The organism is Capnocytophaga sp. G2 (genome assembly GCF_035282625.1).
In the GTDB taxonomy this organism is placed as follows: Bacteria; Bacteroidota; Bacteroidia; order Flavobacteriales; family Flavobacteriaceae; genus Capnocytophaga.
Window position 1 is genome coordinate 1 of the sequence record NZ_JAYKBU010000002.1, and the last position, 24,000, is coordinate 24,000.

24 protein-coding genes are annotated in these 24,000 nt (G+C 35.8%); 13 read left to right on the plus strand and 11 right to left on the minus strand.

The window, feature by feature from the left end; genetic code table 11:
- Positions 1-269 precede the first annotated feature (269 nt).
- On the plus strand, positions 270-836 hold the full coding sequence (locus VJJ03_RS01535) for a 1-acyl-sn-glycerol-3-phosphate acyltransferase (RefSeq protein ID WP_040358108.1): 567 nt from the start codon (positions 270-272) through the stop codon (positions 834-836).
- Positions 837-981: 145 nt separating this feature from the next.
- On the opposite strand, the gene VJJ03_RS01540 is transcribed toward VJJ03_RS01535, so the two are convergent.
- Complete coding sequence (locus tag VJJ03_RS01540) at positions 982-1,554, minus strand: DUF3109 family protein (RefSeq protein ID WP_323973402.1); 573 nt, start codon at positions 1,552-1,554, stop codon at positions 982-984.
- Positions 1,555-1,699: 145 nt separating this feature from the next.
- Between VJJ03_RS01540 and VJJ03_RS01545 the strand changes: the two genes are divergently transcribed.
- Positions 1,700-1,930, plus strand: coding sequence for a ferredoxin (locus VJJ03_RS01545; RefSeq protein WP_009746630.1), 231 nt, complete (start codon positions 1,700-1,702; stop codon positions 1,928-1,930).
- Between the two features lie 6 nt (positions 1,931-1,936).
- On the opposite strand, the gene VJJ03_RS01550 is transcribed toward VJJ03_RS01545, so the two are convergent.
- Positions 1,937-3,151: a folylpolyglutamate synthase/dihydrofolate synthase family protein gene (locus VJJ03_RS01550; RefSeq protein ID WP_323973404.1), complete on the minus strand. Its 1,215-nt coding sequence runs from the start codon at positions 3,149-3,151 to the stop codon at positions 1,937-1,939.
- Positions 3,148-3,630 (minus strand): pantetheine-phosphate adenylyltransferase, encoded by a 483-nt coding sequence (gene coaD, locus VJJ03_RS01555; protein ID WP_009746628.1) that lies wholly within the window; start codon positions 3,628-3,630, stop codon positions 3,148-3,150. The genes VJJ03_RS01550 and coaD overlap by 4 nt, the downstream gene beginning before the upstream one ends.
- Positions 3,631-3,722: 92 nt before the next feature.
- Here coaD and purN point away from each other — a divergent pair, with 92 nt between their 5' ends.
- Together purN and VJJ03_RS01565 are read left to right on the plus strand one after the other, a co-directional pair.
- On the plus strand, positions 3,723-4,283 hold the full coding sequence (purN, locus tag VJJ03_RS01560; protein WP_323973406.1) for a phosphoribosylglycinamide formyltransferase: 561 nt from the start codon (positions 3,723-3,725) through the stop codon (positions 4,281-4,283).
- A gap of 13 nt (positions 4,284-4,296) precedes the next feature.
- Positions 4,297-4,776, plus strand: a complete 480-nt coding sequence (locus VJJ03_RS01565; protein WP_009746626.1) for a DinB family protein — start codon at positions 4,297-4,299, stop codon at positions 4,774-4,776.
- 31 nt (positions 4,777-4,807) lie between these two features.
- Here VJJ03_RS01565 and VJJ03_RS01570 read toward each other — a convergent pair whose 3' ends face one another.
- Complete coding sequence (locus VJJ03_RS01570; RefSeq protein WP_323973408.1) at positions 4,808-5,353, minus strand: RsmD family RNA methyltransferase; 546 nt, start codon at positions 5,351-5,353, stop codon at positions 4,808-4,810.
- A gap of 58 nt (positions 5,354-5,411) precedes the next feature.
- Here VJJ03_RS01570 and VJJ03_RS01575 point away from each other — a divergent pair, with 58 nt between their 5' ends.
- Entirely contained in the window at positions 5,412-5,993 is a 582-nt protein-coding gene (locus tag VJJ03_RS01575) for a fumarylacetoacetate hydrolase family protein (protein WP_323973410.1), read from the plus strand.
- Positions 5,994-6,058: 65 nt separating this feature from the next.
- Here VJJ03_RS01575 and azu read toward each other — a convergent pair whose 3' ends face one another.
- Together azu and VJJ03_RS01585 are read right to left on the minus strand one after the other, a co-directional pair.
- On the minus strand, positions 6,059-6,574 hold the full coding sequence (azu, locus tag VJJ03_RS01580) for an azurin (protein WP_323973412.1): 516 nt from the start codon (positions 6,572-6,574) through the stop codon (positions 6,059-6,061).
- 114 nt (positions 6,575-6,688) lie between these two features.
- Positions 6,689-7,432 carry an RDD family protein gene (locus VJJ03_RS01585; protein ID WP_323973414.1) on the minus strand — a complete coding sequence of 248 codons (744 nt, stop codon included), beginning with the start codon at positions 7,430-7,432 and terminating at the stop codon, positions 6,689-6,691.
- 24 nt (positions 7,433-7,456) lie between these two features.
- Here VJJ03_RS01585 and VJJ03_RS01590 point away from each other — a divergent pair, with 24 nt between their 5' ends.
- The 8 genes from VJJ03_RS01590 to VJJ03_RS01625 all read left to right on the plus strand — a co-directional run bounded on the left by VJJ03_RS01590 (position 7,457) and on the right by VJJ03_RS01625 (position 16,664).
- On the plus strand, positions 7,457-8,416 hold the full coding sequence (locus VJJ03_RS01590) for a stage II sporulation protein M (RefSeq protein ID WP_009746621.1): 960 nt from the start codon (positions 7,457-7,459) through the stop codon (positions 8,414-8,416).
- 7 nt (positions 8,417-8,423) lie between these two features.
- Complete coding sequence (locus VJJ03_RS01595; protein ID WP_009746620.1) at positions 8,424-9,320, plus strand: hypothetical protein; 897 nt, start codon at positions 8,424-8,426, stop codon at positions 9,318-9,320.
- Complete coding sequence (locus VJJ03_RS01600) at positions 9,283-10,089, plus strand: DUF4129 domain-containing protein (RefSeq protein ID WP_323973416.1); 807 nt, start codon at positions 9,283-9,285, stop codon at positions 10,087-10,089. Before VJJ03_RS01595 ends, VJJ03_RS01600 begins: the two co-directional genes overlap by 38 nt.
- Complete coding sequence (locus VJJ03_RS01605) at positions 10,090-11,286, plus strand: hypothetical protein (RefSeq protein ID WP_323973418.1); 1,197 nt, start codon at positions 10,090-10,092, stop codon at positions 11,284-11,286.
- 10 nt (positions 11,287-11,296) lie between these two features.
- Entirely contained in the window at positions 11,297-12,280 is a 984-nt protein-coding gene (locus VJJ03_RS01610) for a MoxR family ATPase (protein WP_323973420.1), read from the plus strand.
- The gene (locus tag VJJ03_RS01615) at positions 12,277-13,599 is read left to right on the plus strand and encodes a DUF58 domain-containing protein (protein WP_323973422.1); all 1,323 of its coding nucleotides are present in this window, start codon (positions 12,277-12,279) and stop codon (positions 13,597-13,599) included. The genes VJJ03_RS01610 and VJJ03_RS01615 overlap by 4 nt, the downstream gene beginning before the upstream one ends.
- Before the next feature lie 150 nt (positions 13,600-13,749).
- Complete coding sequence (locus VJJ03_RS01620; RefSeq protein ID WP_323973424.1) at positions 13,750-15,927, plus strand: PepSY domain-containing protein; 2,178 nt, start codon at positions 13,750-13,752, stop codon at positions 15,925-15,927.
- A 2-nt stretch (positions 15,928-15,929) separates the two neighbouring features.
- Positions 15,930-16,664 carry a polysaccharide deacetylase family protein gene (locus tag VJJ03_RS01625; protein ID WP_040358107.1) on the plus strand — a complete coding sequence of 245 codons (735 nt, stop codon included), beginning with the start codon at positions 15,930-15,932 and terminating at the stop codon, positions 16,662-16,664.
- Here VJJ03_RS01625 and VJJ03_RS01630 read toward each other — a convergent pair whose 3' ends face one another.
- From VJJ03_RS01630 to rpsA, 5 genes are all read right to left on the minus strand, one after another.
- Complete coding sequence (locus tag VJJ03_RS01630; protein WP_009746613.1) at positions 16,665-18,236, minus strand: DUF4270 domain-containing protein; 1,572 nt, start codon at positions 18,234-18,236, stop codon at positions 16,665-16,667.
- Positions 18,237-18,255: 19 nt separating this feature from the next.
- On the minus strand, positions 18,256-19,527 hold the full coding sequence (locus VJJ03_RS01635) for an adenylosuccinate synthase (protein ID WP_323973426.1): 1,272 nt from the start codon (positions 19,525-19,527) through the stop codon (positions 18,256-18,258).
- Between the two features lie 6 nt (positions 19,528-19,533).
- Positions 19,534-20,001, minus strand: a complete 468-nt coding sequence (locus VJJ03_RS01640; protein ID WP_009746611.1) for a Fur family transcriptional regulator — start codon at positions 19,999-20,001, stop codon at positions 19,534-19,536.
- An 89-nt stretch (positions 20,002-20,090) separates the two neighbouring features.
- On the minus strand, positions 20,091-22,016 hold the full coding sequence (locus VJJ03_RS01645; protein WP_173301512.1) for an LTA synthase family protein: 1,926 nt from the start codon (positions 22,014-22,016) through the stop codon (positions 20,091-20,093).
- A gap of 95 nt (positions 22,017-22,111) precedes the next feature.
- Positions 22,112-23,869 carry a 30S ribosomal protein S1 gene (gene rpsA, locus VJJ03_RS01650; RefSeq protein ID WP_323973428.1) on the minus strand — a complete coding sequence of 586 codons (1,758 nt, stop codon included), beginning with the start codon at positions 23,867-23,869 and terminating at the stop codon, positions 22,112-22,114.
- Positions 23,870-24,000 lie beyond the last annotated feature (131 nt).

A 24,000-nucleotide genomic window follows, 5' to 3' on the forward strand; every position in this document is an offset into this window, starting at 1 on the left:
GATGACAACCGTACCTTCAAGGGACACTTCACTCTTTACCGATAGGAGAGGGAAGGACGTTTGAAATAGAGCGATAATAATATAGAATAGAAAAACCAAAAGCGGAGCATGAAGAGATTCGTGCTCTGCTTTTTTGTTTAAGGCGAGGAGCTTAGGGCGCTTTGTAGAGTATTTTTTCTTGTCTGTGGAAGAGGCTGAAGGAGATTTTTTTAATGAAACTTAAGCAGTGAATGATTAAATTTTGTATTTTTGCACTCAAATTTACTAGAATGAAGAAATGGATAGGTTCTTTTTTCCTTTGGTTAATGGGATGGAAGGTAGAGTTACAAGGAGATATGAACACCCTCAACCGCTGTATATTGGTAGTGGCACCCCATACAACTAACTGGGAATTTGTCATAGGAATTTTGGCTTATTGGAAGTTTGAAAAGCCTATAAAGCTTATTATTAAGGATGCTCATACTAAGGCATGGTATGGAGGACTTATTCGTGCTTTAGGAGGTATAGGGATAGATCGTTCTCAGCGGAATCATTTGGTGGAATTTGTAACTGAACTGTATAAAAAGGAAGATTTTAGTTTGGTAGTTACTCCAGAGGGGACGCGTTCCAGAGTAAGCAAATGGCGTATGGGCTTCTATTATATGGCACTCTCTGCTCAAGTTCCTGTAGTGTTAGGCTCAGGAGATTTCAAAAAGAAGATTATATATATAGGAAAAACAATACCTTTGTCCGAGTTGCAATCTCGTTCTAAGGAAAGCATTATGGACGAGATAAGGGAGTATTACAGAGATAAAAATCCTAAGTATCCCGAACAATGGGATCCAAATTTTAGTTAAGAAGTAAAAGTATAGTCAAGCAAGTACATAGAACATGGAAAGTCACGTGAGCGAGTATGTGAGTGGGTGAAAAATGAAGAGTATAGCCAGCGAGTGACTACAGTTGGGTGTGTGAGTGAAGTTGTTTAAGCAAAGAGGATATTTTTTACTTTTTACTTATCAATGACTTGGCTATTTCTAATTGCTCATACCATTCCTCTCCAAACTTGCGGATAAGCGCTTCTTTAACGAATTGATAGATGGGAATCTGTAGTTCTCTCCCTAGTATACATGCATCCTTACAGATACTCCAACGTTCGTAATTCACGGCTGTGAAGGAGGTATATTCTTTCAAACGAATAGGATATAGATGGCAGGAAATAGGTTTTTTCCAATCTATTTTTCCTTCTCGGTAGGCTTGTTCTATTGCACAAAGGACAGTGCCTTTATCATCACGTACTACGTATGCGCATTCTCCCCCCTCAATTAAGGGGGTTTCCCATTCTTCATGATAGTTGCAAATAGCAACTCCTTGTTTTTCAATAGATTTTCTTCCTTGTTCACTCAGATATGGAGCTACTTTATGATAGATTCTTTCAAGGATTTCTACCTCTTCTTTTTCTACGGGGGCTCCTGCATCCCCTTCTACACAACAAACTCCTTTGCATGCTTGAAGGTTACAAACAAAGTGATTCTCTAATATTTCCTCTGAGATGAGGGTATCATTTATTTCAATCATAATCTAAAAAATAAAAGGGTAACATAAGTGAATGTAACTAGCAAATATTTTGCATCTGGGTATGTGAATAAAAGTTATTAACAATTGATCATTAGCCATAAACAATTAATCATTAAATTTGTATTTTTGCGTTCAAAGAAAGATTATGGTAGTAGTAACCCTGCAGAGAGACAAGTGTATTGGCTGTAATTACTGTGTGGAGATGGCTCCGGAACAGTTTCAGATGAGCAAAAAGGATGGTAAGAGCGTTCTATTGCGTTCTACTGAAAAAAAAGGCTTTTTTACTTTAAAATCCTTTGACGATAGTATTTTTGATGCCTGTGAAAATGCTCAGAAAGCATGTCCTGTTAAGATTATCACCACCAAGAAAATCTAAGGTTGTTTACACTATTTCTGCCACTACAAAGGTACTCCCTCCCACATAGATAAAATCTTCTTTCGCTGCCTCTTTACAAGCTTGCTCAAAAGCTGCTCTTACCGTAGAAAAGGCTTCTCCTATAAGGTTATAAGTTTTGGCTTTTTTCTGTAGTATATCAGCATTAAGTCCTCTGTCTATCTTAGGCATACAGAAGTAATAAACTGCATTTTTAGGGAATAATGGCAGAATAGCCTCTAAATCTTTTTCTTTTACAAAGCCAATGACCATGTGGAGGGTAGCATATTTTTCTTTCTCAAGTTGTGAGAATATCTCTGTAAAGCCATCGGCATTGTGAGCGGTATCACACACTACCTTTGGGGTATCTCCCAGTACTTGCCAGCGTCCCATAAGGTGCGTATTTCTTACAATATGAGTGAGTCCCTGTTGGATATTTTCCTCTGTTATATGCCATCCTTTTTCCTGTAGGATTCTAAGGGTTTGCAGAATACCTTTGATATTTTTACTTTGGTAATCTCCCTTTAAGTCCATAGTATAAGAGGTCTCAAGAGTGTTGGCAAAGTAGATAGGGGCTTTTCTTTCTTTAGCGATTTGTTCAAATACAGGAGCAGTTTCCTTATGATATTCACTGATAACTACAGGAATATAAGGCTTAATAATTCCTGCTTTCTCCTTAGCAATTTCAGGGAGCGTATTACCCAAGATCTCAGTGTGGTCTTTTCCAATATTGGTGATAAGGGATACTATAGGAGTGATAATATTAGTTGAATCCAATCGTCCTCCTAAGCCTACTTCTATGACCGCAATGTCCACTTTTTGTTGGGAAAAATAGTCAAAAGCCATACCTACAGTAACCTCAAAGAAGGATAAGTTTTCCCCCTCCATGAAGTCTTTATTGTCTTTTACAAAGCGAGTAACTGCCTCTTGAGGAATATTCTCCCCATTGATTTTGATTCGTTCACGGAAATCCTTTAGGTGAGGTGAGGTGTAGAGCCCCACTTTATATCCTGCCTCTTGTAATACTGATGCTATAGCGTGGGAAGAGGAACCTTTACCATTGGTACCTGCAATATGTATGGTAGGAAACTTTTCCTGTGGATTGCCTAAGTGATCACATAATAAGAGTATATTATCCAACTTACCACGGAAAGCAGCACGTCCTTTTTCCTGATACATAGGCAAGTGTGCCCATAGCCAATCCAGAGTTTCTGTATAAGTCATGAGTGTATATAGTAATCTTCAATATTTTCAATGCGCACACTTTCAGGAACCAAAAGGGTATAGTCCCCTCGGTTGCGAATTACATCGCGAACGATGGAGGAGGATATATGGGAGGTTTTTACGGCTGTAAGTAGAAAGATAGTCTCCACACCGCCCAAATCACGGTTAGTATGGGCAATAGCTCGCTCAAATTCAAAGTCCGCAGGATTCCGTAATCCTCTAAGAATGAAGGAAGTACCCATACTCTTACAAAAATCAACGGTAAGCCCTTGATAACTGAGTACTTTTACTTTCTCTTGATGAGAAAAAGCCTTTTTTATGAAGGCTATACGCTGTTCGGTGGAGAACATATAGTGCTTATCGGCATTTTCTCCTACCGCTACAATGATTTCATCAAAGAGCTCCATAGCCCTACAGATAATATCATAATGTCCTAAAGTAATAGGGTCAAAAGATCCTGGAAAAATAGCTCTTTTCATATCTATCTTTTCGTGGGGCAAAGGTAAGAAAAAGATGTTGTTTTTTCTTGGAAATCAAAAAAAAAAATACGTACTTTGCAGAAATTTTATATATGAAGAAACTTATCATATTTGCCTCTGGTAATGGTTCCAATGCAGAGCGTATCATTACTTATTTTAAGGAAAATAAACTAGCAGAGGTTTCCCTTATCCTTACTAATAATCCTCAAGCTGGGGTTATCAGTCGTGCTAAGCGATTAGGAGTACCCTGTAGGATCTTTGATAAGAAGGACTTATATGAATCAAATTATCTTTTAGAACTCCTAAAAAGAGAACAACCTGACCTTATTGTCTTAGCAGGATTCTTATGGAAATTTCCTACTAACCTTATAGAGAACTTTCCTCATAAAATAGTGAATATACATCCTTCCTTATTGCCTAAGTATGGAGGAAAGGGAATGTATGGAATGCATGTCCATCATGAGGTTATCAAGCATGGAGAAAAGGAGAGTGGAATTACTATTCATTATGTCAATGAACATTATGATCAGGGAGCAATTATCTATCAGGAGCGGGTTGCCATCACTCCAGAGGATACTCCGGAGAGTCTTGCTGAGAAAGTACATACCTTAGAATATCAAGCTTTTCCATTGATTATTAAGCAATTATTGTAAAATTGAATCAATTATGAAAAAATTAGATAAAGCAGTTTTTTCCTTGCATAAGTGTATCAGGGAGCGTTTTTTGCAGTATTTAGAAGGCTTTTCCTTAGAACAATTAGCCATAATACCTCAAGGATTTCGTAATAACTTACTGTGGAATATATCCCACACTATCGTAACCCAACAGATGTATTGTTACCACAATAGTGGACTTCCTATGTATGTTCCGGATGATTTTATCGCAGCCTATCGCAAGGGTACCGTACCTGATGGACATATTCCCACTAAGGAGGAAGTAGAAGTTCTGAAGGAATATTTGCTAAGTACCCAAGTGCAGTTAGAAGAAGATTATCAGAAGGGACTCTTTACTACCTATACCGATTACCTTACAGGATTAAATTTCCCTCTTAGCTGTGTGGAGGATGCTATTTACTTCAATAATACGCATGAAGGCATGCACTTAGGACTTGTGATTTCATTCAATTATTTGGTGAACAAAAAGTAATGAATGAAGGGAAGAATAGAGGGAGAATTATTCAGGATTTGCTATGTTCAAAAAAACTAAAAGTAGTGCCTCCATACCGCCTTTCTTGGTCAAAATAAGGCTGTTCTCCCATGGAGACTTTGGCAGAATGCTCTATAATAAGAATTCCGTCAGGGGATAGGAGTGCTCTATCAAAAACTAAAGAAACAAGCCTAGTAAGTTCCTCTAAGGACATTTCATAAGGAGGATCAGCAAAGATGACATCCCACTTACTCAAGGTGCGTTCTAAGTAAGTGAAAACATCGCTCTTAATAGCTTCAATAGGGTAGGAGAGGGCGAGGGCTGTTTTTTGGATATACTGTATGCAACCTATATGGCTATCTATACAGGTGATATCTGGACAACCACGGCTACCAAACTCATAGCTAATATTACCTGTCCCTGCAAATAAGTCCAATACCTTAATACTATCCATATAATAATAGTTATTTAGAATATTAAAAAGGGATTCTTTGGCAAAATCTGTAGTAGGACGTACAGGGAGTGTTCTGGGAGCAATGAGTTGTTTGCCACGGTGAGAGCCTGAGATAATACGCATATTAGTTGATAATAAAAGGCAAAAGTACGGATTTTGTAATGATAAAAAAAGTTTTTTAGTGAAAATAGTATATATACAACCACAAACCTCTGTTAGTGAATCTCCTATACTCTATTTAAAGCCTGATACTGCAATACATAACAGGGAGTTACCCTTATATATTCCTGACTTTACTACTGACCTCAGGGCTCAGTGTGTCCTTATGATAAAGATTAGTAAGCAAGGCAAATGTATCTCAGAGAAGTTTGCTTATAAGTACTATGAACAAATCTCTTTGGGACTGAACCTTATTGCTTATGATAAACAGGAAAGTCTTATTGCACAAGGTAAACCTTGGGAAGAGAGTACCTCCTTTGACAGTTCTATGGTGGTAGGCACTTTTTTGTCTTTGAGTTCTTTAAGGGTAGAGGATCCCCTAGCTACTTTCACTAATAGAGGCATATCCTTTTTGGAGAGACCTCTATCTTGTACCTTACAAGAGCTACCTTTTGCTCTAAGGTATATTTCTGAGTATATAACCCTCCGTACGGGAGATATAGTAGTAATACCTTTGTCGCCTATATTCCATAAAATAGAGGCTGAGACTATTTGGGAAGGAGCTATACAAGGCGAGAAAATATTTTCAGTAATGATAAAATAGAAAGAGGTTACCCCTTTCGGATAACCTCTCTAAAAATGTATTTACAATAATAGTGAGTAAAAAACTTATTCTACTATAAGCACTCCTTTCATCATAGCATAGTGACCAGGGAAAGAGCAGATGAAATCATAAGTACCTGGTTCAGGAGCTTTGAAAGAGATAGAATCACTCTCTCCACCTCCAAGAAGTTTTGTATGGGCAATCACATCTGCACCATTGTTAGGAATATAGTCTGTAGAGGCAGCTCCCATAGCTGCTTCTGCGAAGGCAGCTACATCAGTTCCTTTTTTAAGGAGTACGAAGTTATGTCCCATTACCTTTTTGTCCATTTGCCCTACATGCTTAAGAGTAAGGTTGATGGTTTGCCCTGCTTTAGCTTTGATTTCCTTAAGGTTAAAGGTCATTTGATCAGTACCTTCTAAGTTTACAGTTACCGCATCAGTATTTTGGCTTGCAGCGGGTGTATCTGTAGTTGTAGCCTGTTGTTCAGTAGTTTGTGAAGATTCTTCTGTTTTTTTGTTATCTCCACAGGAGGCAACTATTAAGGCAACAGAAGCCATTAAAAATAATGTTTTTTTCATTTTGGTATTATTTAATAGATGAATAGGTGGCAAAAGTACAAATAAAAATTCAATACTACAAATTTTATTTAGAATCTTTTTAATCTAATAATTAACTCTTAATCATTAAATTTTTCACCCCATGGTATAATAGTTATAATCCTTTAGAAACTGTTCAACGAAATCAGCCTGCTTGGTAAGGGTAGTATTCTTACGCTTAGATATTTCGGTTATTTTATTTGCTAATCGGGTAAGAATCTCTTCATTTTTACTTTTTAAAGCATTAGTAAGATAATTCTTTATAGTCTGTACATCGTTATCGGAGAAGAGTAGTACTTCTGCTTGGGTGAACAGGGGTTGGTAAGCATAAGTGAGTTCCTCCAAGATAGTATGAGAGATATTTAGCTTATTACGCTCGGTTATAACGGCAGTACCAGCAGCAAAATCACCTAAGCGTTGAGAGTGTTTGGAGGCAATCACACTGATAAGCGCTATAGAACCACCAAAGAGTGCCAATTCTACAAAGCCAAACACCCAACGAATGAAAAAATTTATAAAGGAGGCTTGGTAACCATCTATTTTTAGCACTCTGATTTTCAGGATTCGCTTGCCCACAGTTTGTCCTTGCATAAGAGATTCTGTTATTAAAGGGTACAAAATAGCGGGAAAAAAAAGTATTATGAATATGGCATTTCCTGACCACCTATCTAAGGGGATAGAGGAAAGTAATAGTATTTCTGAGATGATATTATTAATGAAGAAGCCATAGCCTATGATGATAAGTGCATCAATGAGATACGCTCCTATACGTTCTCCAAGGGAAGCGGGCTCAAAAAAAAGTAAAATATTTTGTGTGGTTTTTATTTCTATCTTTGACATTTTTTTATTAATTTAGCACCCTGTATGAGAGAAGTAGCCTTTATCAAGCAAAATAAGGACAAATGGTTGGAGGTGGAATCCATTCTAAATGAACGACAGCACATCTCCCCTGACCAAATGGCAGATAATTATATCCAGCTATTGGGGGATTTGTCCTTTGCACAGACCTATTACCCAAAGAGTAACACTACTATTTATCTCAATTTTTTGGTAACGCAAATATACCAAAAAATTTACAAAACCAAGCGTATTGATAAAAATAGATTGAAATTTTTTTTCACCGACCAAGTACCGATGCTTTTGTATAAGTATCGTAAGTTAATTTACTTCTCTTTTATTTTGTTTTTCTTCTTTGCTTGTATAGGAGCTCTTTCAGCCCATTATCAACCTCGCTATGTAAGAGATGTTATGGGAGATACTTATGTGAATAGAACTTTAGAGAATATAGAAAAAGGAGATCCTATGGCTGTATATAAGTCGGGTAGTAATTGGGGTTCTTTTATAGGAATTACTTTTAACAATATACGTGTGGCTTTCGTCTCTTTTCTTTATGGAATCAGTGCAGGAGTGATGACTTTTTACATAGCCTTGCAGAATGCAGTGATTTTGGGAGCTTTTCAGTATTTTTGTTACCAAGAGGGAGCTCTTGGAGCGAGCCTTAGAGCATTGTGGTTGCATGGGGCAATGGAGATATTTAGTATCATTATTGCGATTGCTGCAGGTTTTATCTTAGCAGGAGGAATCCTTTTCCCGAAAACATATTCACGTATACTCTCCTTTAAAATAGCCTTTCGTGAAGGACTTTATATTCTTCTAGCAACAGTTCCCTTCTTTATAGCAGCTGGCTTTATAGAAGGGTTTATCACCCGGTATTATTATGATATGCCTCTGTGGTTGAATATACTTATTATTTTTGGTACCTTATCGGTAATTACCTATTATTTTCTGATATATCCAGTAGTAAAACATTATAAATCAAAATAATTTAATTATGAGTAATTTTATTTTCTATAAGAAAAGGAATTTTAATGCCTTGGTAAATGATACCTTGTCTTTCTTCAGAATGTATGCAAAGAACTTTTTTGTTAATTATTTAATTATCAATGGAGCTCTGTTGCTTGCAATTGCAGTTATAGCTACTTTTATGACTATTCTGATAGGGGAGAAAATGGCAGTAACAGGAGATTTTTTTGGTGCCTTTTCTTCTGTAATGTTAGTATTTCTTGTTATAGTGATTATGCTTGTAGTTCTCTCATTGTTTGTACAATGTTTCCCTATTGCTTATGCGCAGATATTAGAGAAACGTTCTAATGAGACAGAGATTACAGCTAAGGAGCTTTTTGAAATTATCAAAGGAATGATTGCTAGAATGTTTTTGTTTGGCTTCATTTCAGCTTTTGTTCTTGGCATTCCTTATATGATATTGATAACAATCCTAAATTTTATACCTATTATAGGAACTTTAGGTTCTATATTTCTAAATATTCTATTTACACTTTATGTAACTCAGGCGATGTTACTCTATGTAAAGGATAAAATGGGATATTTTGCAGCACTTAATAAGGTGGGAGAACAACTCAAAATTAACTTTTGGGACAAATGGGGAGCTACAGCTATAATGAACCTTATTACAGGACTCTTTATGTTTGCAGGACTTATTATCCCTATAGTTATTTTCTTTGTTTTTATAGGAGTTACAGGTTTTGAAAGTTCAGATTACGGAATAGGAACAGGTCTTCTGTTTTTCATATTGTTTATTCTTGTCATAATTGTAGCTTTTGTAACTATGAACTTGCAATCTTTTTTACAAATACTTATTTATTTTAGTGAGAAAGAAGGCGAACAAACAGATGATATTGACCTTATTGGGCAAAATGTGGAGGACTAATAGAAAAAAGATAAAATTATATGGACTACTCCTATACCTTTTGTGTATAGGAGTCCCTCTTTATGCACAACAAGAAGCAATACAAACCAAGGACAGCTTGGTTAATCAAATACCTATCAATGAAGCGCCTGTCCCTCTGAGAGCTTTTGATGATATTCCTCGAAAATATAACTCTTCTGATTTTGATTATACCGATACATCCAAGAAAGGAGAGGCTTTTTTGGAAGGACTCTGGAAAATATTCATAAGGGCAGTAGAAAAGATTATTAATTTTCTTTATGGGAAAAATAGAGGTGATGTAGGGATGCTTACCCTTGTGCGTATATTGGGAGTACTTCTTCTGACAGTGGCTCTATTTTTTATAATACGTTGGGTTTTAAGGGCTAAAGGGCGCTGGTTTCTTGCAAGAAGTGCCGAAAAGTTTGATGATATTCCTCTCTCAGAGATAGAAAAACACATTCATGAAGTAGATTTTGCTGAACTGATACAAAAGGCAGAGAAACAGAATGATACTCGACAAAGTATTCGCCTTTATTATTTATGGCTTTTGAGAGTGCTTTCGGATAGGAAACGAATAGAATGGAATATAAGGAAAACTAATTCCGATTACGAACGTGAAATACAAGATCCTACGGAGAAAGCTAATTTTATGTATCTCTCTAAGGTGTATAATTATATATGGTATGGGGAATTCTCCATAAATGACACCCAATATCAACAAGCAAAGTCAGATTATCAGGGTTATATAAATGCTCAAAAAAGTAAATAAATGGGAAAGTCAATACGTAATTATTTGATTCTTTTGGGCTTAGTGGTCGTTGTGATGGCTTTTATGGTATTCTCCAACGATAAAGAGGTAGATTGGCGAATGACTTATAACGCACGCAGCAAACAACCTTATGGCTTGTATATCTTTGGAGAAGAGTTGAAGCATTTTTTTACAAAAGAAGTTTCTAAGGTGTCCTATACCCCTTATGAATATCTAATAAAGAATCAAAAAAAGGATACTTATAACTATATTTTTACTGAAGAAGATATAGATGAAGTATCTTTAGAGAAAATACTTTCTGAGGTTAAGCAAGGAAGCCAAGCACTGTTTTTGAATACATCATATCATGTGAATGATACTTTAGGGATAGCAGCAGATGAAGCATATTATGTAGAGGATCAAGAGGTACAATTGGTAACCTCTTCCTATAATGAAAGAGTCGATCTTACTTTGAAGGGTCGCCATTCTTTTGATAGAATTGATTACTTTACCATCTTGGATAAAAATAGAGATAAGGCATTAGGATACATATATTATTCAGATGAGGGAAAGATTAGAAAGAAAATAAACTTTGTAGAGGTACCCTTTGGAAGGGGGAAATTTTTTATTCACTTAGGTCCTCCCATTGTTTTTACTAATTATTACTTAAAAGAAGAACCTAAAGCACGTAAATATGCCAGTACCATCCTCTCTTATCTGCCTAAAGATAATAAAACGATATGGTTTGATAGTTCCTTGGGGAGTACAAGCAGTTCGGAGTTTCTAAGTTTTGTTATGAGCCAGCCAGCCCTAATGACGGCTTGGAGATTGATGCTCTTGGGCTTTCTCTTTTACTTAATTTTCAAAGGTAAACGACAACAGCGGATAATCCCTGTGATTGAGAAACCGAAAAATACTACCATTGAATTTGCCCAAAGCGTAAGTTCTTTATACTATCAGGAAGGGGATGCTAGTGACTTAGTGCAAAAAAAGATTACTTATTTCTTGGATAATGTCAGAGGAAAATATTACTTGGATACACAAGAAATTAATGAGGCTTTTGCTCAACGACTACATAACAAATCGGGTAGAGACAAACAATTGGTAGATAAGATAGTTGCCTGTATAAGTCAGTTTGAGAGTACCCATCAAGCCAATGAGAGTACCCTTACAGACCTTGACAAATGGATAGGAGAATTTTGGAATTATAATAATTAAAAATATACTTATGGACGAAAGTAAGTTAGAATTTACCTCTCGCCTTGACCTTGATGATTTGCAACGTCAGATGAGTCAGGTGCGTTCCCAGCTAAAAAAGGTAATAGTAGGACAAGAAAGAATGATTGACTATCTATTAGTGGCTTTGCTTAGTAATGGACATATCCTTTTGGAAGGAGTGCCAGGAATTGCCAAGACTATTACTGTAAAGCTTCTTTCCAAGGCTTTAGATATTGGGTTCAGTCGTATACAGTTCACGCCTGATCTTATGCCTTCAGATGTATTAGGAACTTCGGTATTTGACCTAAAAAAATCGGAATTTGAATTCAAAAAGGGACCTATTTTCTCTAATCTTATTCTAATAGATGAGATAAATCGTGCTCCTGCCAAAACCCAAGCGGCTCTTTTTGAGGTAATGGAGGAGAGACAAATTACCATTGACGGAATACGTTTTTCTATGCAAGCCCCTTTCTTAGTAATAGCAACCCAAAACCCTGTGGAACAGGAGGGTACTTATCGCTTGCCAGAGGCACAATTAGACCGTTTTCTTTTCAAGATAGTAATTGATTATCCTTCTTTAGAAGATGAAATACAGATAATTACTCGTGAGCACGAAGCTAAAGCACAGGACAAAACAACCTCTGTGGAGAAAGTACTTGATGGAGAAAGCTTAATACGCTATCAAGGATTAGTAAAAAATATTCTAATAGAACCTCAATTAATAGAATATATCGCCAAAATTACTCAAAATACTCGTGAAAACAGTTTCCTTTATTTAGGGGCTTCTCCACGTGCTTCTTTAGCAATGCTCAATGCATCCAAAGGATTTGCCGCTCTTGTAGGAAGAGATTTTGTAACTCCAGAGGATATTAAACAAGCTGCCTATCCAGTACTTGGACATAGGGTTATTCTTTCTCCTGAAAAAGAGATGGAAGGTATCAAAACAGAACAAATTATCCAACAAATCATAGAGAGTGTAGCCGTTCCACGATGAGAAAATTATACCTACATACGGGATTTTTCATTTGGATATTATGCCTGATGGGACTCTTCGTGCTTGCTTTTTTTTGGGAGCAACTCCTTCCCATAGCACAAGGAGCATTGTATGTGTTTATCCTATTATGTTTCTTAGATTTTCTTTTTGTATTTACTATCAAGAGGGGGATTATAGCCCAGCGGATATTGCCTGAAAGGCTTTCTAATAGTGATGAAAATCTGATAGAGGTTAATATAAAAAGTCTTTATCCATTCCCAATATATGTACAACTGATAGATGAGATTCCTTTTCAGTTTCAGAAACGTAATTTTCAGTATAAAATGTTCTTCAAAGGAGGACAAGAAAAAGTATTACAATACCAACTCCGCCCTACCGAACGAGGAGAATATAGTTTTGGGAAACTCAATGCCTTTGTATATACTCCCTTGCAGCTAGTGATGAAGCGATATATTTCTTGTGAGAATGCGATGGTAGCGACCTACCCTTCATTCATACAAATGAAGAAATTTGAACTTATTGCTTTTTCCCAGCGTTTATTTGATTATGGATTGAAGAAGATCCGCAAGATAGGGCATACTATGGAATTCGAGCATATCCGTGATTATGTACAGGGTGATGATATGCGAACTATTAATTGGAAAGCCTCTTCCAAGCGAAGACAACTGATGGTTAATCAGTATCAAGATGAAAAGTCCCAGAATGTATATACTCTTATAGATAAAGGGCGTAGCATGCAAATGCCTTTTGAAGGTTTATCTCTTCTGGATTATGCTATTAATACTTCATTGGCGCTAACCAATATTATCCTAAGAAAGCAAGATAAAGCAGGCGTATTTACTTTTTCTAAGAAAGTGGAGGATAGGGTAGTGGCTGATCGAAAATCCTCTCAAATGGAGAGGATTATGGAGGCTCTCTATAGTATTAAGACCAATTTTCAAGAAACAGATTTCAGTAGGCTCTATTCAGATATTAATAATACGATAAAACAAAGGAGTTTATTATTACTTTATACTAATTTTGAGACGAGAAATAGCTTATATAGGCAGTTACCTTTTCTTAAAGCTATTGCTAAAAAGCATTTGTTAGTAGTTATTTTCTTTCAAAATACAGAATTAGAGAGGATGGTGCAGAAGCCTTCAGAAAATATTCAGGAAGTATATGATAAGGTGATAGCAGAAAAATTTTCTTTTGAAAAGCGCCTTATTGTTCAGGAACTTATCCGTCACGGGATACAGTGTATCCTTACTGCTCCACAGGAACTTACCTTACAGAGTATTAATAAGTATTTGGAACTTAAAGCACGAGGAATGATTTAGGTCAAGTAATAAGTAAAAGCTATAGCTTATGGATACTCACAACTTTATTAAATGAAAAATGAAGTCAGATGAGTGCGAGTATGTGAGTGAGAAGTAAGAAAAATAATTAATGCTAATAGTTTATTGGCAAATGGACTCAAAACTAATAATATGCGTTGGCGTTATATACATCTGATATTGGCTATTATAGCCTCCTTATTCTTTGTCTTAGCCTCTCTTACAGGGATTATTATAGGTATAAATAATATAGACAGACAATATCCTTCTTATAAAATAGATAACCTTAGAAGGATAACCTTAGCGCAGTCTGTGGCAGGGATAAAGGATGCTTATCTGGAAGTAAATACACTTTCTTTTGACCCCAGAGGATTTGCATCTATTAAGGCTACTAACCTAAAAGGAGAAGAAGTTAATGCACATATTGACCCTTTAACAGGGAAAATATTGGGGAAGATAGAAAATAAATCTTCTTTTATAAAGAGGATAATATCCTTACATCGTTCCTTAGAACTGAAGAATATAGGACGTATGGTAATGGGAATAGTTGCTTTCTTTTTGCTACTGAGTGCTTTCTCAGGATTAATGCTTGTTTTTCAAAAGCAAAAGGGAATTAGAAATTTCTTTAAAAGAACGATAAAATGGAATTTTTCTCAATATTATCATACAGTTTTTGGTAAATGGTTGCTCATTCCTATATTGATATTAGGATTCACAGGTACTTATTTGGTGTATAATCGTTTCTTTATTCAGAAAGAAGAGGTAAAGCATTCAGTGGATACCTCTGAAGAGGAATTCTATGATGGGGGAGAACCTATGGAGGTGAGAAAGATAGCTGTATTTAACCAAATTACTCTTAATCAGGTAGTGAGTGTAGAGTTTCCTTTTGATACTACTCCAGAAGATACTTATTTGATAAAGCTCAAGGACAGAGAGCTTATAGTAAGCCAGTTTACAGGAAATATACTTAGCGAGATAAAATACCCTAAAGCACAACTCTTAGCAAGTTTTTTCAAGGACTTACATACAGGTAGGACAAGCGCTTGGTGGGCAGCTATATTGGTATTTTCTTGTATAGGAATTCTCTTTTTTATCTATACGGGCTTTGCTATTACTTTAAGAAAGAAATCCGTCAAGTTCCATAATCTCTATACATTTCAGGAGGCTGAATATATTATTCTTTATGGTTCAGAGGGTGGGAATACTCTTTTCTTAGCGCAAAAAGTATTTTCCCAACTTATTTCCTTAGAGAAGAAAGCCTATCTTGCCCCATTAAACCATTATCAAGAATACTCACAGGCAACGCATTTATTAGTATTTACCTCTACTTATGGCGTAGGGAATGCTCCTTCTAATGCAGATAAGTTTCTACCCAAAGCAAGGATGATTTCTCAAAAAGAACTATTTTTTTCGGTAGTAGGTTTTGGTTCCGATATTTATCCTGACTTTTGTCAATTTGCTAAAGAGGTACAGCAGATACTTCAAGAGCAGTCATGGGCAAAGGAATTACTCCCCTTACATACAGTGAATAATCAATCAGTGGAGGAATTTTTGAAATGGGTAACCGATTGGAATGCAACTACAGGCATACTTTTGGATACCTTGACTACTTTCTATCAAGCAGAAGAACCAATACTTCATAAGGTAAAGGTACTTGAAAAATCAGATTTATCTCTTGAGGAAGAAGGCACCTTTTCTTTGCGTTTGTATTCTCCTGAGAAGTATACTTCAGGAGATTTATTAGCTATATATCCCGATGGTAAGAAAGAACGCTTGTATTCTATAGGTAAAGTAGCAGGGAAGATACAGCTTACCGTAAAACTTCATCCTTATGGATTAGGTTCTAATTATCTCTATAACTTGCAAAAAGGAGAGAATATACAAGCACGTATCGTCCCAAATCCTTCATTTCATTTTCCGAAGAAGATTAAAAACAGGACTATAATATTAGTTGCTAATGGTACTGGAATAGCTCCTTATTTAGGAATGATTGAAGAAAATAAACATACTTCTATTCACCTGTATGTAGGATTCCGATATAATGATGAAGCCGTTGCTTATTATAGAGATTTCTTTGAGAAGCAGGTACAGAAGGGAAAGCTCAAGGAGTATCATTTTATCTACTCAAGAGAAGAAGAGGGAGGATATGTGACAGATTTGCTTAAGAAAAATGCAGAATTTGTTAGGGCTGCTCTTGAAAAAGAAGGTATTATTATGATATGTGGATCAATGAATATGTACAAAGATGTTATCCAGTGGATAGATACCTTAACTGAATTTTCATCAGAATATTATAAGGCGAATAAACAACTTTTAGCAGATTGTTATTAGAGATGAACAAACACCAATATAACTGCCTTTTTTTATTGCTATCTTTGGTAGTAGGCTATCTATGGCATTTTTCTTGGGTTTACTACCTTATAATAAGTATAGTGTTTATAGGGTTGTTATTTTGGGGTATCTTTGATATCCGGTTATCTTACTTTGTTTCAACTATCTACCATTTGAAGGGTAGACCTAAAAAAGTAATAGCTCTTTCCTTTGATGATGGTATTACTGAGCTTACACCACGCTTTTTAGATTTGTTAAAGGAGTATGAGGTGAAAGCTATTTTCTTTTGTATAGGTCAACGAATAGAAAAATATCCTGATACGCTACGGCGTATTAAGAAAGAGGGGCACTTGATAGGAAATCATACCTATTCTCATTCTCCTAAGAATTGTTTTGCACCCACAGCTACTATGGTAGAGGAAATTCAAAAAACAGATGAAATTTTAAAAAAATTTGAAATTACTACTTGCTTTTTTCGTCCTCCTTATGGAGTAACAAATCCTCATATAGCACGAGCTATAAAGCTTACAGGGAAAAAGGCTGTAGGATGGGATATACGTTCTCTAGATACAGTAATAAAAGACGAAACTCGGCTATTAAGCCGAGTTCTATCTAAATTATCTCATGGAAATATTATTCTTATGCATGATACCTCAGAACGAACTCTTCATGTTTTAGAAAAATTGTTGAAGTACCTTAAAGAGAATAATTACAAAATAATCAATAGGTTAGATTAGTTATTTTGCTAAAGTATAATATACTTTAAGTTTAAGCTTCTTCGCCTCTGGAACATTGGAACTATTTCCATAGATCGCTGTATATAACGTATTTTCAGCATCTCCAAGAACTGTATTCCTTACTTGATTACTTGTATCCTGGTACTTTTTATTATTCATAGCAGAAAGGGTTGTTCTGGAAGCTACTGCTAAGTGAGTGGAAACAGCCAATCCTATCTTTATATTTTCTGCATTATTTTTAATAATATTGGTAAGATGATCAGTGATACGAACCAAATAAAAGTAATTTCCTTTTGCATCTTTCTTAAGTTTCCCTATAGAAATATAATCAGAGGATATTTTATTGGCTAAATCATTTCTATAATCAGATAAAATTATACCTTTGTCAGCATTATAGGCAAGTACATAAGAAGGGAGTTGAGCTATATTTACATTTGCTTTATCTACATAGAGATATAAATCAGCCTGATTAATAATAGGTTTTTTCTCCTTAAGCATTTTGAAAACGGTATTATTTTCAGGAATGCTCACTTCAGCCACATATCCTTGTCCTCCCTTAAGGTAGAGAATATCTTGGGATAAAGTAAGAGATTCATTAGTTACATTATATTTGTTGAAGGAGATGCCTCCAGTAAGGTTAAGTTCGTAGGATTTTCTTTTTGTAAAATCTTTTCCATCTTTTTTGAAAAGATAGGTGTAAATGACCTCTATTTTAGCATTTTTTAAGTTGATAAGACCCAGTAAATCTGCTGAAAAGTTAGAGGAGGAGATTACGATTCCTTTTAATAAATTTCTAAAGCTATCATTACTCCTTAGAACATTACTACCTTCATTGTTTAGTAGATATGTTTGGAAAATAGAGGGTGATAGCTCTATGCGGATACCAGGAGCGAGCTTATCTTTTTCCTTTTTGGATTCATCTTCTTTAGTGGTAGGGTCATCAAACTGATGACGAACGATAGCCTGATCACTAAATCCTTGTACAGTAACCTCAGCTAAAGTATTGGAAGTAGGAACAGATAAGTTAGAGTAGTATATCTTGCTCTCTAGGTTACTGTCTGTATCACTCAGATGGTAGTTGAGTTCTTCTACTTTAAGAGTAAATCGGGCATTTTTATTTCCATAAATGGAATCTAAAGTATAGGTCTTAATATTTTTATTACTATTATTAGGATCCTTTTTTGTTTTTTCCTTAGATAAAAAAGGGAGATATAAATACACTTTTTCTACAGTTTCATTTTCATTAAAGGAAGAGGATTCTGCACTTGAGGATTTTTCTCCAAAAGAAGGAGCAGTACTAGAAAGAAGTACCTGACTTATGAGAGAAATATTGGTAGTTCCTAAGCTATTTTGAGTAATTTGTCCCAATAAATAGTTATTCAAGCCATTAGTTTGAATAGCTTTTACCTTTATGTTGTTAAATTCTAAAGGAATAGAATCTTTTTTTGGGGTGAAGTTTGTTTCTCCCAGAATATTTCCATCAATAGAATTAATATCTCCATCAGTATTGCAGGCAGAGATAAGTAAAAGGATTCCGCATAGGGAAAAGAAAGGATTGTAAAAATATTTCATTCGGTAAGAGTTATTATTTTTAGAATAAAAGAGTCTGCTTTCTATCAGCTCCTACAGAAACTAAAGTAACAGGAACTTCTGTTTCTTTCTCAATAAAACGGATATAATCCATAAGTTCATTAGGGAGGTCATCGACATTTTTTATATCAGATAAGTCCTTATGCCATCCTTTGAGTTCTGTATAGATAGGCTCAATATTTTCTGTTTCTGTTCCATAAGGAAAGTGGTGGATAGTCTCTCCTTTGTAATGGTAAGCGGTACAAATTTTTAACGAGTCAAAACCATTGAGTACATCTGCTTTCATCATCATTAGTTGAGTAACACCACTTAGGTGGATGGCATAACGAAGAGCCACCAAATCCAGCCAGCCACATCGTCGTTTTCTTCCGGTGGTAGCACCAACCTCTCTGCCTATTTGAGCAATTTTATCACCAGTTTCGCCAAAGAGTTCAGTAGGGAAAGAACCACTACCTACACGGGTAGTATAAGCTTTAAAAATACCCATGACATTTTTGATTTGATTAGGGGCAATCCCGAGTCCTGTACAGGCACCTGATGCTGTAGTATTGGAGGAAGTAACAAAGGGATAGGTACCAAAATCAATATCCAACATAGAACCTTGTGCTCCTTCTGCAAGAATTTTCTTACCTTGTTTCTGAGCATGATAGAAGAAATCCTCACTATCAATAAATGTAAGAGTTTTGATAAGGTTGATAGCCTCAAAGAATTCTTCTTCTAGTTCTTTTAAGTTATAATCCAAAGTTACTCCATAGAAATCAATCATAGCCAAATGCTTCTGCGTTAACTTATGGTATAAGTTAGGGAAGTCTGCGTTTTCCAAATCGCCTATTCTTAATCCATTGCGACCTGTTTTATCCATGTAACAAGGACCTATGCCTTTAAGGGTAGAACCTATCTTAGACTTCCCTTTGGAAAGCTCAGAGGCTTTGTCTAATAACCGATGTGTTGGGAGAATGATATGAGCTTTACGAGAAATGAGTAGGCGCTCCTTGATATTAATATGAAAAGGAGTTAGTGCCTCTATCTCTCTTTTGAGAATAATAGGGTCAATAACGACACCATTTCCTATAACATTGATTACATTAGGGTGGAAGATCCCTGAAGGAATCGTATGCAGAACATGCTTAATTCCTTCGAATTCAAGAGTATGACCAGCATTGGGACCTCCTTGAAAACGTGCTATAATGTCATATTTAGGAGTAAGGACATCTACAATTTTTCCTTTTCCTTCATCTCCCCATTGGAGACCAAGGAGCAAGTCTATTGCCATGATTGATTATTTTTGAGAATCGTTAGTATTTTCTTTTTTGTTACGAGTACCATAGAAATAAAGGGAATGGTTATCTATCTTTATATCAAACACTTCTTCTATAGTTTGCTTGATAGCTTGTATACGAGGGTCGCAGAACTCCACTACTTCCCCTGTATCGGTTAGGATTACATGGTCGTGCTGGCGGTCAAAATATGACTTCTCGTAGTGGGCTTGGTTTTGCCCGAATTGGTGGCGACGTACCAGCCCACAATCCAAGAGAATTTCTATGGTATTATAAAGAGTAGCACGACTTACACGATAATTCTTGTTTTTCATTTTGATATAGAGGGACTCAATATCAAAATGTTCGTCACTATCATAGATTTCCTGAAGGACAGCGTAACGTTCAGGGGTTTTCCTGTGAGCATGTTCTTCCAAATATTTGGTAAAAACTTTTTTTACTATTTCTTGATTTTCTGTACTAGTTCCCATAAGAAATTATCTATTTGGCGACAAATTTACAAAATAAAAATATAAGCACAAAATTATTAACTCTTTATTTATAATCTATTGATTATTAATTATTTTTCAGGATCTAATTTATGATGGATAATCCTATCCATATAATCCTGTACAAAGGCTTTAAGGTCTTTGATTCCTTTTTGAATTTCAGCATTATCTTCTTTGCCTAAGAGGTTATTCTTCAAGGCTCCGTCCGCTTGATGATAAATGCCGTTTACCTTTCCGTTTTCATCAAGAATATAAATATAATTACCTTGCATCATCTGATACATTGTAGCATCGGAGATAAAGGCACGAGGCGTTTCATCTGCTTTGTTTGCAAAGAGACTACGTCCCCATGAACGGAAAGGTTTGTGATAACCCATTAGATCCACTAATGAAGGATAGATATCAATTTGCTGAGAAATTTCAGAAAAAACTTTTGTAGGAACTAAATTAGAATTAGGGCTGAAAAACATAATGGCAGCCCCCATATTGGTAATCGGCTGTTTGTATAGGTCATAATAGGTCTGATTAGGATGATCATTAACAAAGACAAAGATTGTGTTTTGATACCAAGGTTGTTTTTTGGCACAAGCAAAGAATTGTTTGAGAGCATAATCCGTATAACCAATACATTGGTGAATCTGTAAGTTTCCTTTATCAAATTTTCCTTCATACTTCTTAGGAATTTGGAAAGGGTGGTGTGAGGAAAGAGTAAATATATTTCCTAAAAAAGGTTGTTTTTTCTCAGAATAAATGCGGCACATATATTGAAAGAAAGGTTCATCCCAAATTCCCCAATGACCATCATCGTCATCGTCATTATTATATTCTGTTTTTCCATAATAATGGTCAAAACCTAAGATATTAGAGAAGCCTAAAAAGCCCATAGAACCGTTAGGAGCAGAATGGAAAAAGGATGTATCATACCCCATCTCCTTAGCAATAGAGACTAAGGATTGAGTAGGTTGCTTCACATAAGGAGAAGAAGTATAAGCCACTTGAAAGGAGGGAATACCAGCTAGCATGGAGGACATGCCATGAATGGATTGTCTTCCTGTACAATAGGCATTATCTACTACAAAAGAATGTTGTGCTAAGGAGTCCAAAAAAGGTGTATAGGACTTAAAGTTAGGAATATGAGTTTTGGTATTCATGCATCCCCAATATTCTTTTCCAAAGCTTTCTAAGATAAAAAGAACTATATTAGGTTTGTTAGTTACTTCTCGATCATACTGTTTGATTGGTTTTATATTTTTATTGATATATTGTTCATCTACAAACTGATATTCTCTAAATCCTTTGTTCTTTCCTATGCTACGAATAAGGCAAAAGGGAGTATTGAGGATAGCGTCAGCTTGAGCTGTGATATTTACATGGCGACTGGCATCCAACATATTAATAGGACGTGTATCTGTAGTGAAACCTCCTCCACGGATAGCCATCATTATTAAAGTGCCAAAACCTAAAAAGAACAAGGTAGACCAGCTATAATAAGGTGTTTTTCTCAGAATAGGAGTTTGATTAACCTTCACGCGGGTATAAAGGAATATCCAAATTGCAATTAATAAGAAGAAGCCCAAGAACAGATACCAATAGTCCATTAAGAAGGTGAAAAATAAGTTAGTTTTGTTCTGTTCATGCTCTATTACTGCAAATGATGCTGAGGTAAGCCGTGATTTGCTAAAAGGATAGTAGGCCATATCTATAAAATTGGAGGCATAGCCTATTATATTAGGAATAAAATATACCCAAAAGATGATTTTTTGAAATTGGGGATATGTATTTACCCATAAAGGCAATAAACTCATTAATATAAAGATCAGATTGAGATACATTATGGCGCAATTATCAAAAGCCAAACCATAAAACAAGAGTTTGAGAGTACTATAATCTCCCATCATGCCATGGTTAAAGTAAATGAATAATCCACGAGCAATAGTATAAAAGAAATAGATTAAAAAAATGCGATATAAGAATACTAGATATTCATTAATACGAATAGATTTCATAAAAAATAGATTTAAAAAAGTAAAAAAGGTACTACCTTTGAACAAAGTAGTACCCTAAAACAAAAATTATGAAAAAAACTAAACCACTATTGTTCTTTTTCCATTTTATCTTTGAGCTCTTGGAGTACATCCAAGTCCCCCAAAGTGGATTTTTCTACTTGTTGAGTAGGTTGCGCTGCAGCTTCTTTTACATTTTTTTCTTCTTCTTCTTTGAAGATCGCAGTATGGGAAGCTACTACACGTTTGAATTCTTTACTGAATTCAATAATTTTGAAATCAGCCGTTTCTCCTTTACCTAACTTCTTACCACTTTCGGTTTCCAAATGACGAGAAGGAACAAAAGCTACAATATCTTCATTGAAAGGAACGGTAGCTCCTTTGTCGGTAATTTTAGAGATAGTACCTTGGTGGATGGTACCTACAGCGAATTCAGTTTCATATTTGTCCCAAGGATTAGGTTCCAATTGTTTGTGTCCTAAGGCAAGCTTGCGTGTATTTACATCAAGTTCAAGGACTACGACTTCCATTTTATCTCCTACAGAGCAGAATTCGGATGGATGTTTAATCTTTTTAGTCCAAGAAAGGTCAGAGATGTAAACAAGCCCATCAATACCCTCTTCTAATTCTACAAATACACCAAAGTTGGTAAAGTTACGTACGGTACCTATATGGCGTGAACCTACAGGATATTTAGCTGTAATATCTGTCCATGGATCTACAGTTAGTTGCTTAATACCTAAGGACATTTTTCTCTCGTCTCTGTCCAAAGTAAGGATAACGGCTTCTACTTCATCTCCTATATTTACGAAATCTTGTGCAGAGCGAAGGTGAGTACTCCATGACATTTCAGAGACATGGATGAGTCCCTCTACCCCATCGGCTACTTCTACAAAGGCTCCGTAATCAGCAATGACTACAACCTTACCTTTTACTTTATCTCCTACTTTGAGGTCAGCAGGAAGAGCTTCCCAAGGATGTTTTTGTAGTTGTTTCAACCCTAATTGGATACGTGACTTATTGTCATCAAAATCAAGGATAACCACATTAATTTTCTGATCAAGTTCTAATACTTCAGTAGGGTGGTTAATACGTGACCAAGAAAGATCGGTAATGTGGATAAGACCGTCTACTCCTCCAAGATCTACAAATACCCCGTAAGAGGTAATGTTCTTCACAACCCCTTCAAGGACTTGTCCTTTTTCAAGTTGTCCTATGATTTCACGTTTTTGTTCCTCTATATCTGCCTCAATAAGAGCCTTATGGGATACTACTACGTTCTTGAATTCATGGTTGATTTTTACCACTTTGAATTCCATAGTTTTATTCACAAACTGGTCGTAGTCGCGGATAGGTTTCACATCTATTTGAGAGCCAGGAAGGAAAGCCTCTATACCGAATACATCTACAATCATACCTCCTTTGGTTCTACATTTTACAAAACCATTAACAATTTCTCCACTTTCAAAGGCAGCATTGACTCTGTCCCATGCTTTGATAGTACGAGCTTTTTTGTGAGAAAGAACGAGCTGCCCTGTTTTGTCCTCACGTACATCCACAAGTACTTCTACTTTATCTCCTACTTTTAGAGAGGGATTGTAGCGGAATTCATTAAGGGAGATAACTCCTTCGCTCTTGGCATTGATGTCAATGATTGCTTCACGGTCAGTAAGGTGAGTTACAGTACCCATTACGAGCTCATCGGTTTGGGTATCTACGAAGTTATCCTTAACTAAACGTTCGAATTCGTCTAATTTGTCTTGGTCTACTTGGTCAATACCCTGTTCATACTTAGTCCAGTTGAAATTGTCCAACTGTTCTTGTTGTTCTTTAGTGATTTCAGCCATTGCTGATAAAAAAAGTTAACTATGCTATAGGTCAAGGGGAGGAGCACAGATAGCATAGGTTAGTAATACATATATTATTATGGTATATCTTCCCCCTTGTGAAAACTCAAAGATTTTGCAAAAGTACGATT

What these genes read in the sequence shown, in the direction of transcription:
- VJJ03_RS01585 (WP_323973414.1), bottom strand. Translation starts at nt 7,432, where the DNA reads ATGTCAAAGATAGAAATAAAAACCACACAAAATATTTTACTTTTTTTT.
- VJJ03_RS01625 (WP_040358107.1), top strand. Translation starts at nt 15,930, where the DNA reads ATGAACAAACACCAATATAACTGCCTTTTTTTATTGCTATCTTTGGTA.
- azu (WP_323973412.1), bottom strand. Translation starts at nt 6,574, where the DNA reads ATGAAAAAAACATTATTTTTAATGGCTTCTGTTGCCTTAATAGTTGCC.
- coaD (WP_009746628.1), bottom strand. Translation starts at nt 3,630, where the DNA reads ATGAAAAGAGCTATTTTTCCAGGATCTTTTGACCCTATTACTTTAGGA.
- rpsA (WP_323973428.1), bottom strand. Translation starts at nt 23,869, where the DNA reads ATGGCTGAAATCACTAAAGAACAACAAGAACAGTTGGACAATTTCAAC.
- VJJ03_RS01635 (WP_323973426.1), bottom strand. Translation starts at nt 19,527, where the DNA reads ATGGCAATAGACTTGCTCCTTGGTCTCCAATGGGGAGATGAAGGAAAA.
- VJJ03_RS01610 (WP_323973420.1), top strand. Translation starts at nt 11,297, where the DNA reads ATGGACGAAAGTAAGTTAGAATTTACCTCTCGCCTTGACCTTGATGAT.
- VJJ03_RS01640 (WP_009746611.1), bottom strand. Translation starts at nt 20,001, where the DNA reads ATGGGAACTAGTACAGAAAATCAAGAAATAGTAAAAAAAGTTTTTACC.
- VJJ03_RS01535 (WP_040358108.1), top strand. Translation starts at nt 270, where the DNA reads ATGAAGAAATGGATAGGTTCTTTTTTCCTTTGGTTAATGGGATGGAAG.
- VJJ03_RS01615 (WP_323973422.1), top strand. Translation starts at nt 12,277, where the DNA reads ATGAGAAAATTATACCTACATACGGGATTTTTCATTTGGATATTATGC.
- purN (WP_323973406.1), top strand. Translation starts at nt 3,723, where the DNA reads ATGAAGAAACTTATCATATTTGCCTCTGGTAATGGTTCCAATGCAGAG.
- VJJ03_RS01570 (WP_323973408.1), bottom strand. Translation starts at nt 5,353, where the DNA reads ATGCGTATTATCTCAGGCTCTCACCGTGGCAAACAACTCATTGCTCCC.
- VJJ03_RS01605 (WP_323973418.1), top strand. Translation starts at nt 10,090, where the DNA reads ATGGGAAAGTCAATACGTAATTATTTGATTCTTTTGGGCTTAGTGGTC.
- VJJ03_RS01550 (WP_323973404.1), bottom strand. Translation starts at nt 3,151, where the DNA reads ATGACTTATACAGAAACTCTGGATTGGCTATGGGCACACTTGCCTATG.
- VJJ03_RS01620 (WP_323973424.1), top strand. Translation starts at nt 13,750, where the DNA reads ATGCGTTGGCGTTATATACATCTGATATTGGCTATTATAGCCTCCTTA.
- VJJ03_RS01590 (WP_009746621.1), top strand. Translation starts at nt 7,457, where the DNA reads ATGAGAGAAGTAGCCTTTATCAAGCAAAATAAGGACAAATGGTTGGAG.
- VJJ03_RS01565 (WP_009746626.1), top strand. Translation starts at nt 4,297, where the DNA reads ATGAAAAAATTAGATAAAGCAGTTTTTTCCTTGCATAAGTGTATCAGG.
- VJJ03_RS01630 (WP_009746613.1), bottom strand. Translation starts at nt 18,236, where the DNA reads ATGAAATATTTTTACAATCCTTTCTTTTCCCTATGCGGAATCCTTTTA.
- VJJ03_RS01600 (WP_323973416.1), top strand. Translation starts at nt 9,283, where the DNA reads ATGATATTGACCTTATTGGGCAAAATGTGGAGGACTAATAGAAAAAAG.
- VJJ03_RS01595 (WP_009746620.1), top strand. Translation starts at nt 8,424, where the DNA reads ATGAGTAATTTTATTTTCTATAAGAAAAGGAATTTTAATGCCTTGGTA.
- VJJ03_RS01540 (WP_323973402.1), bottom strand. Translation starts at nt 1,554, where the DNA reads ATGATTGAAATAAATGATACCCTCATCTCAGAGGAAATATTAGAGAAT.
- VJJ03_RS01545 (WP_009746630.1), top strand. Translation starts at nt 1,700, where the DNA reads ATGGTAGTAGTAACCCTGCAGAGAGACAAGTGTATTGGCTGTAATTAC.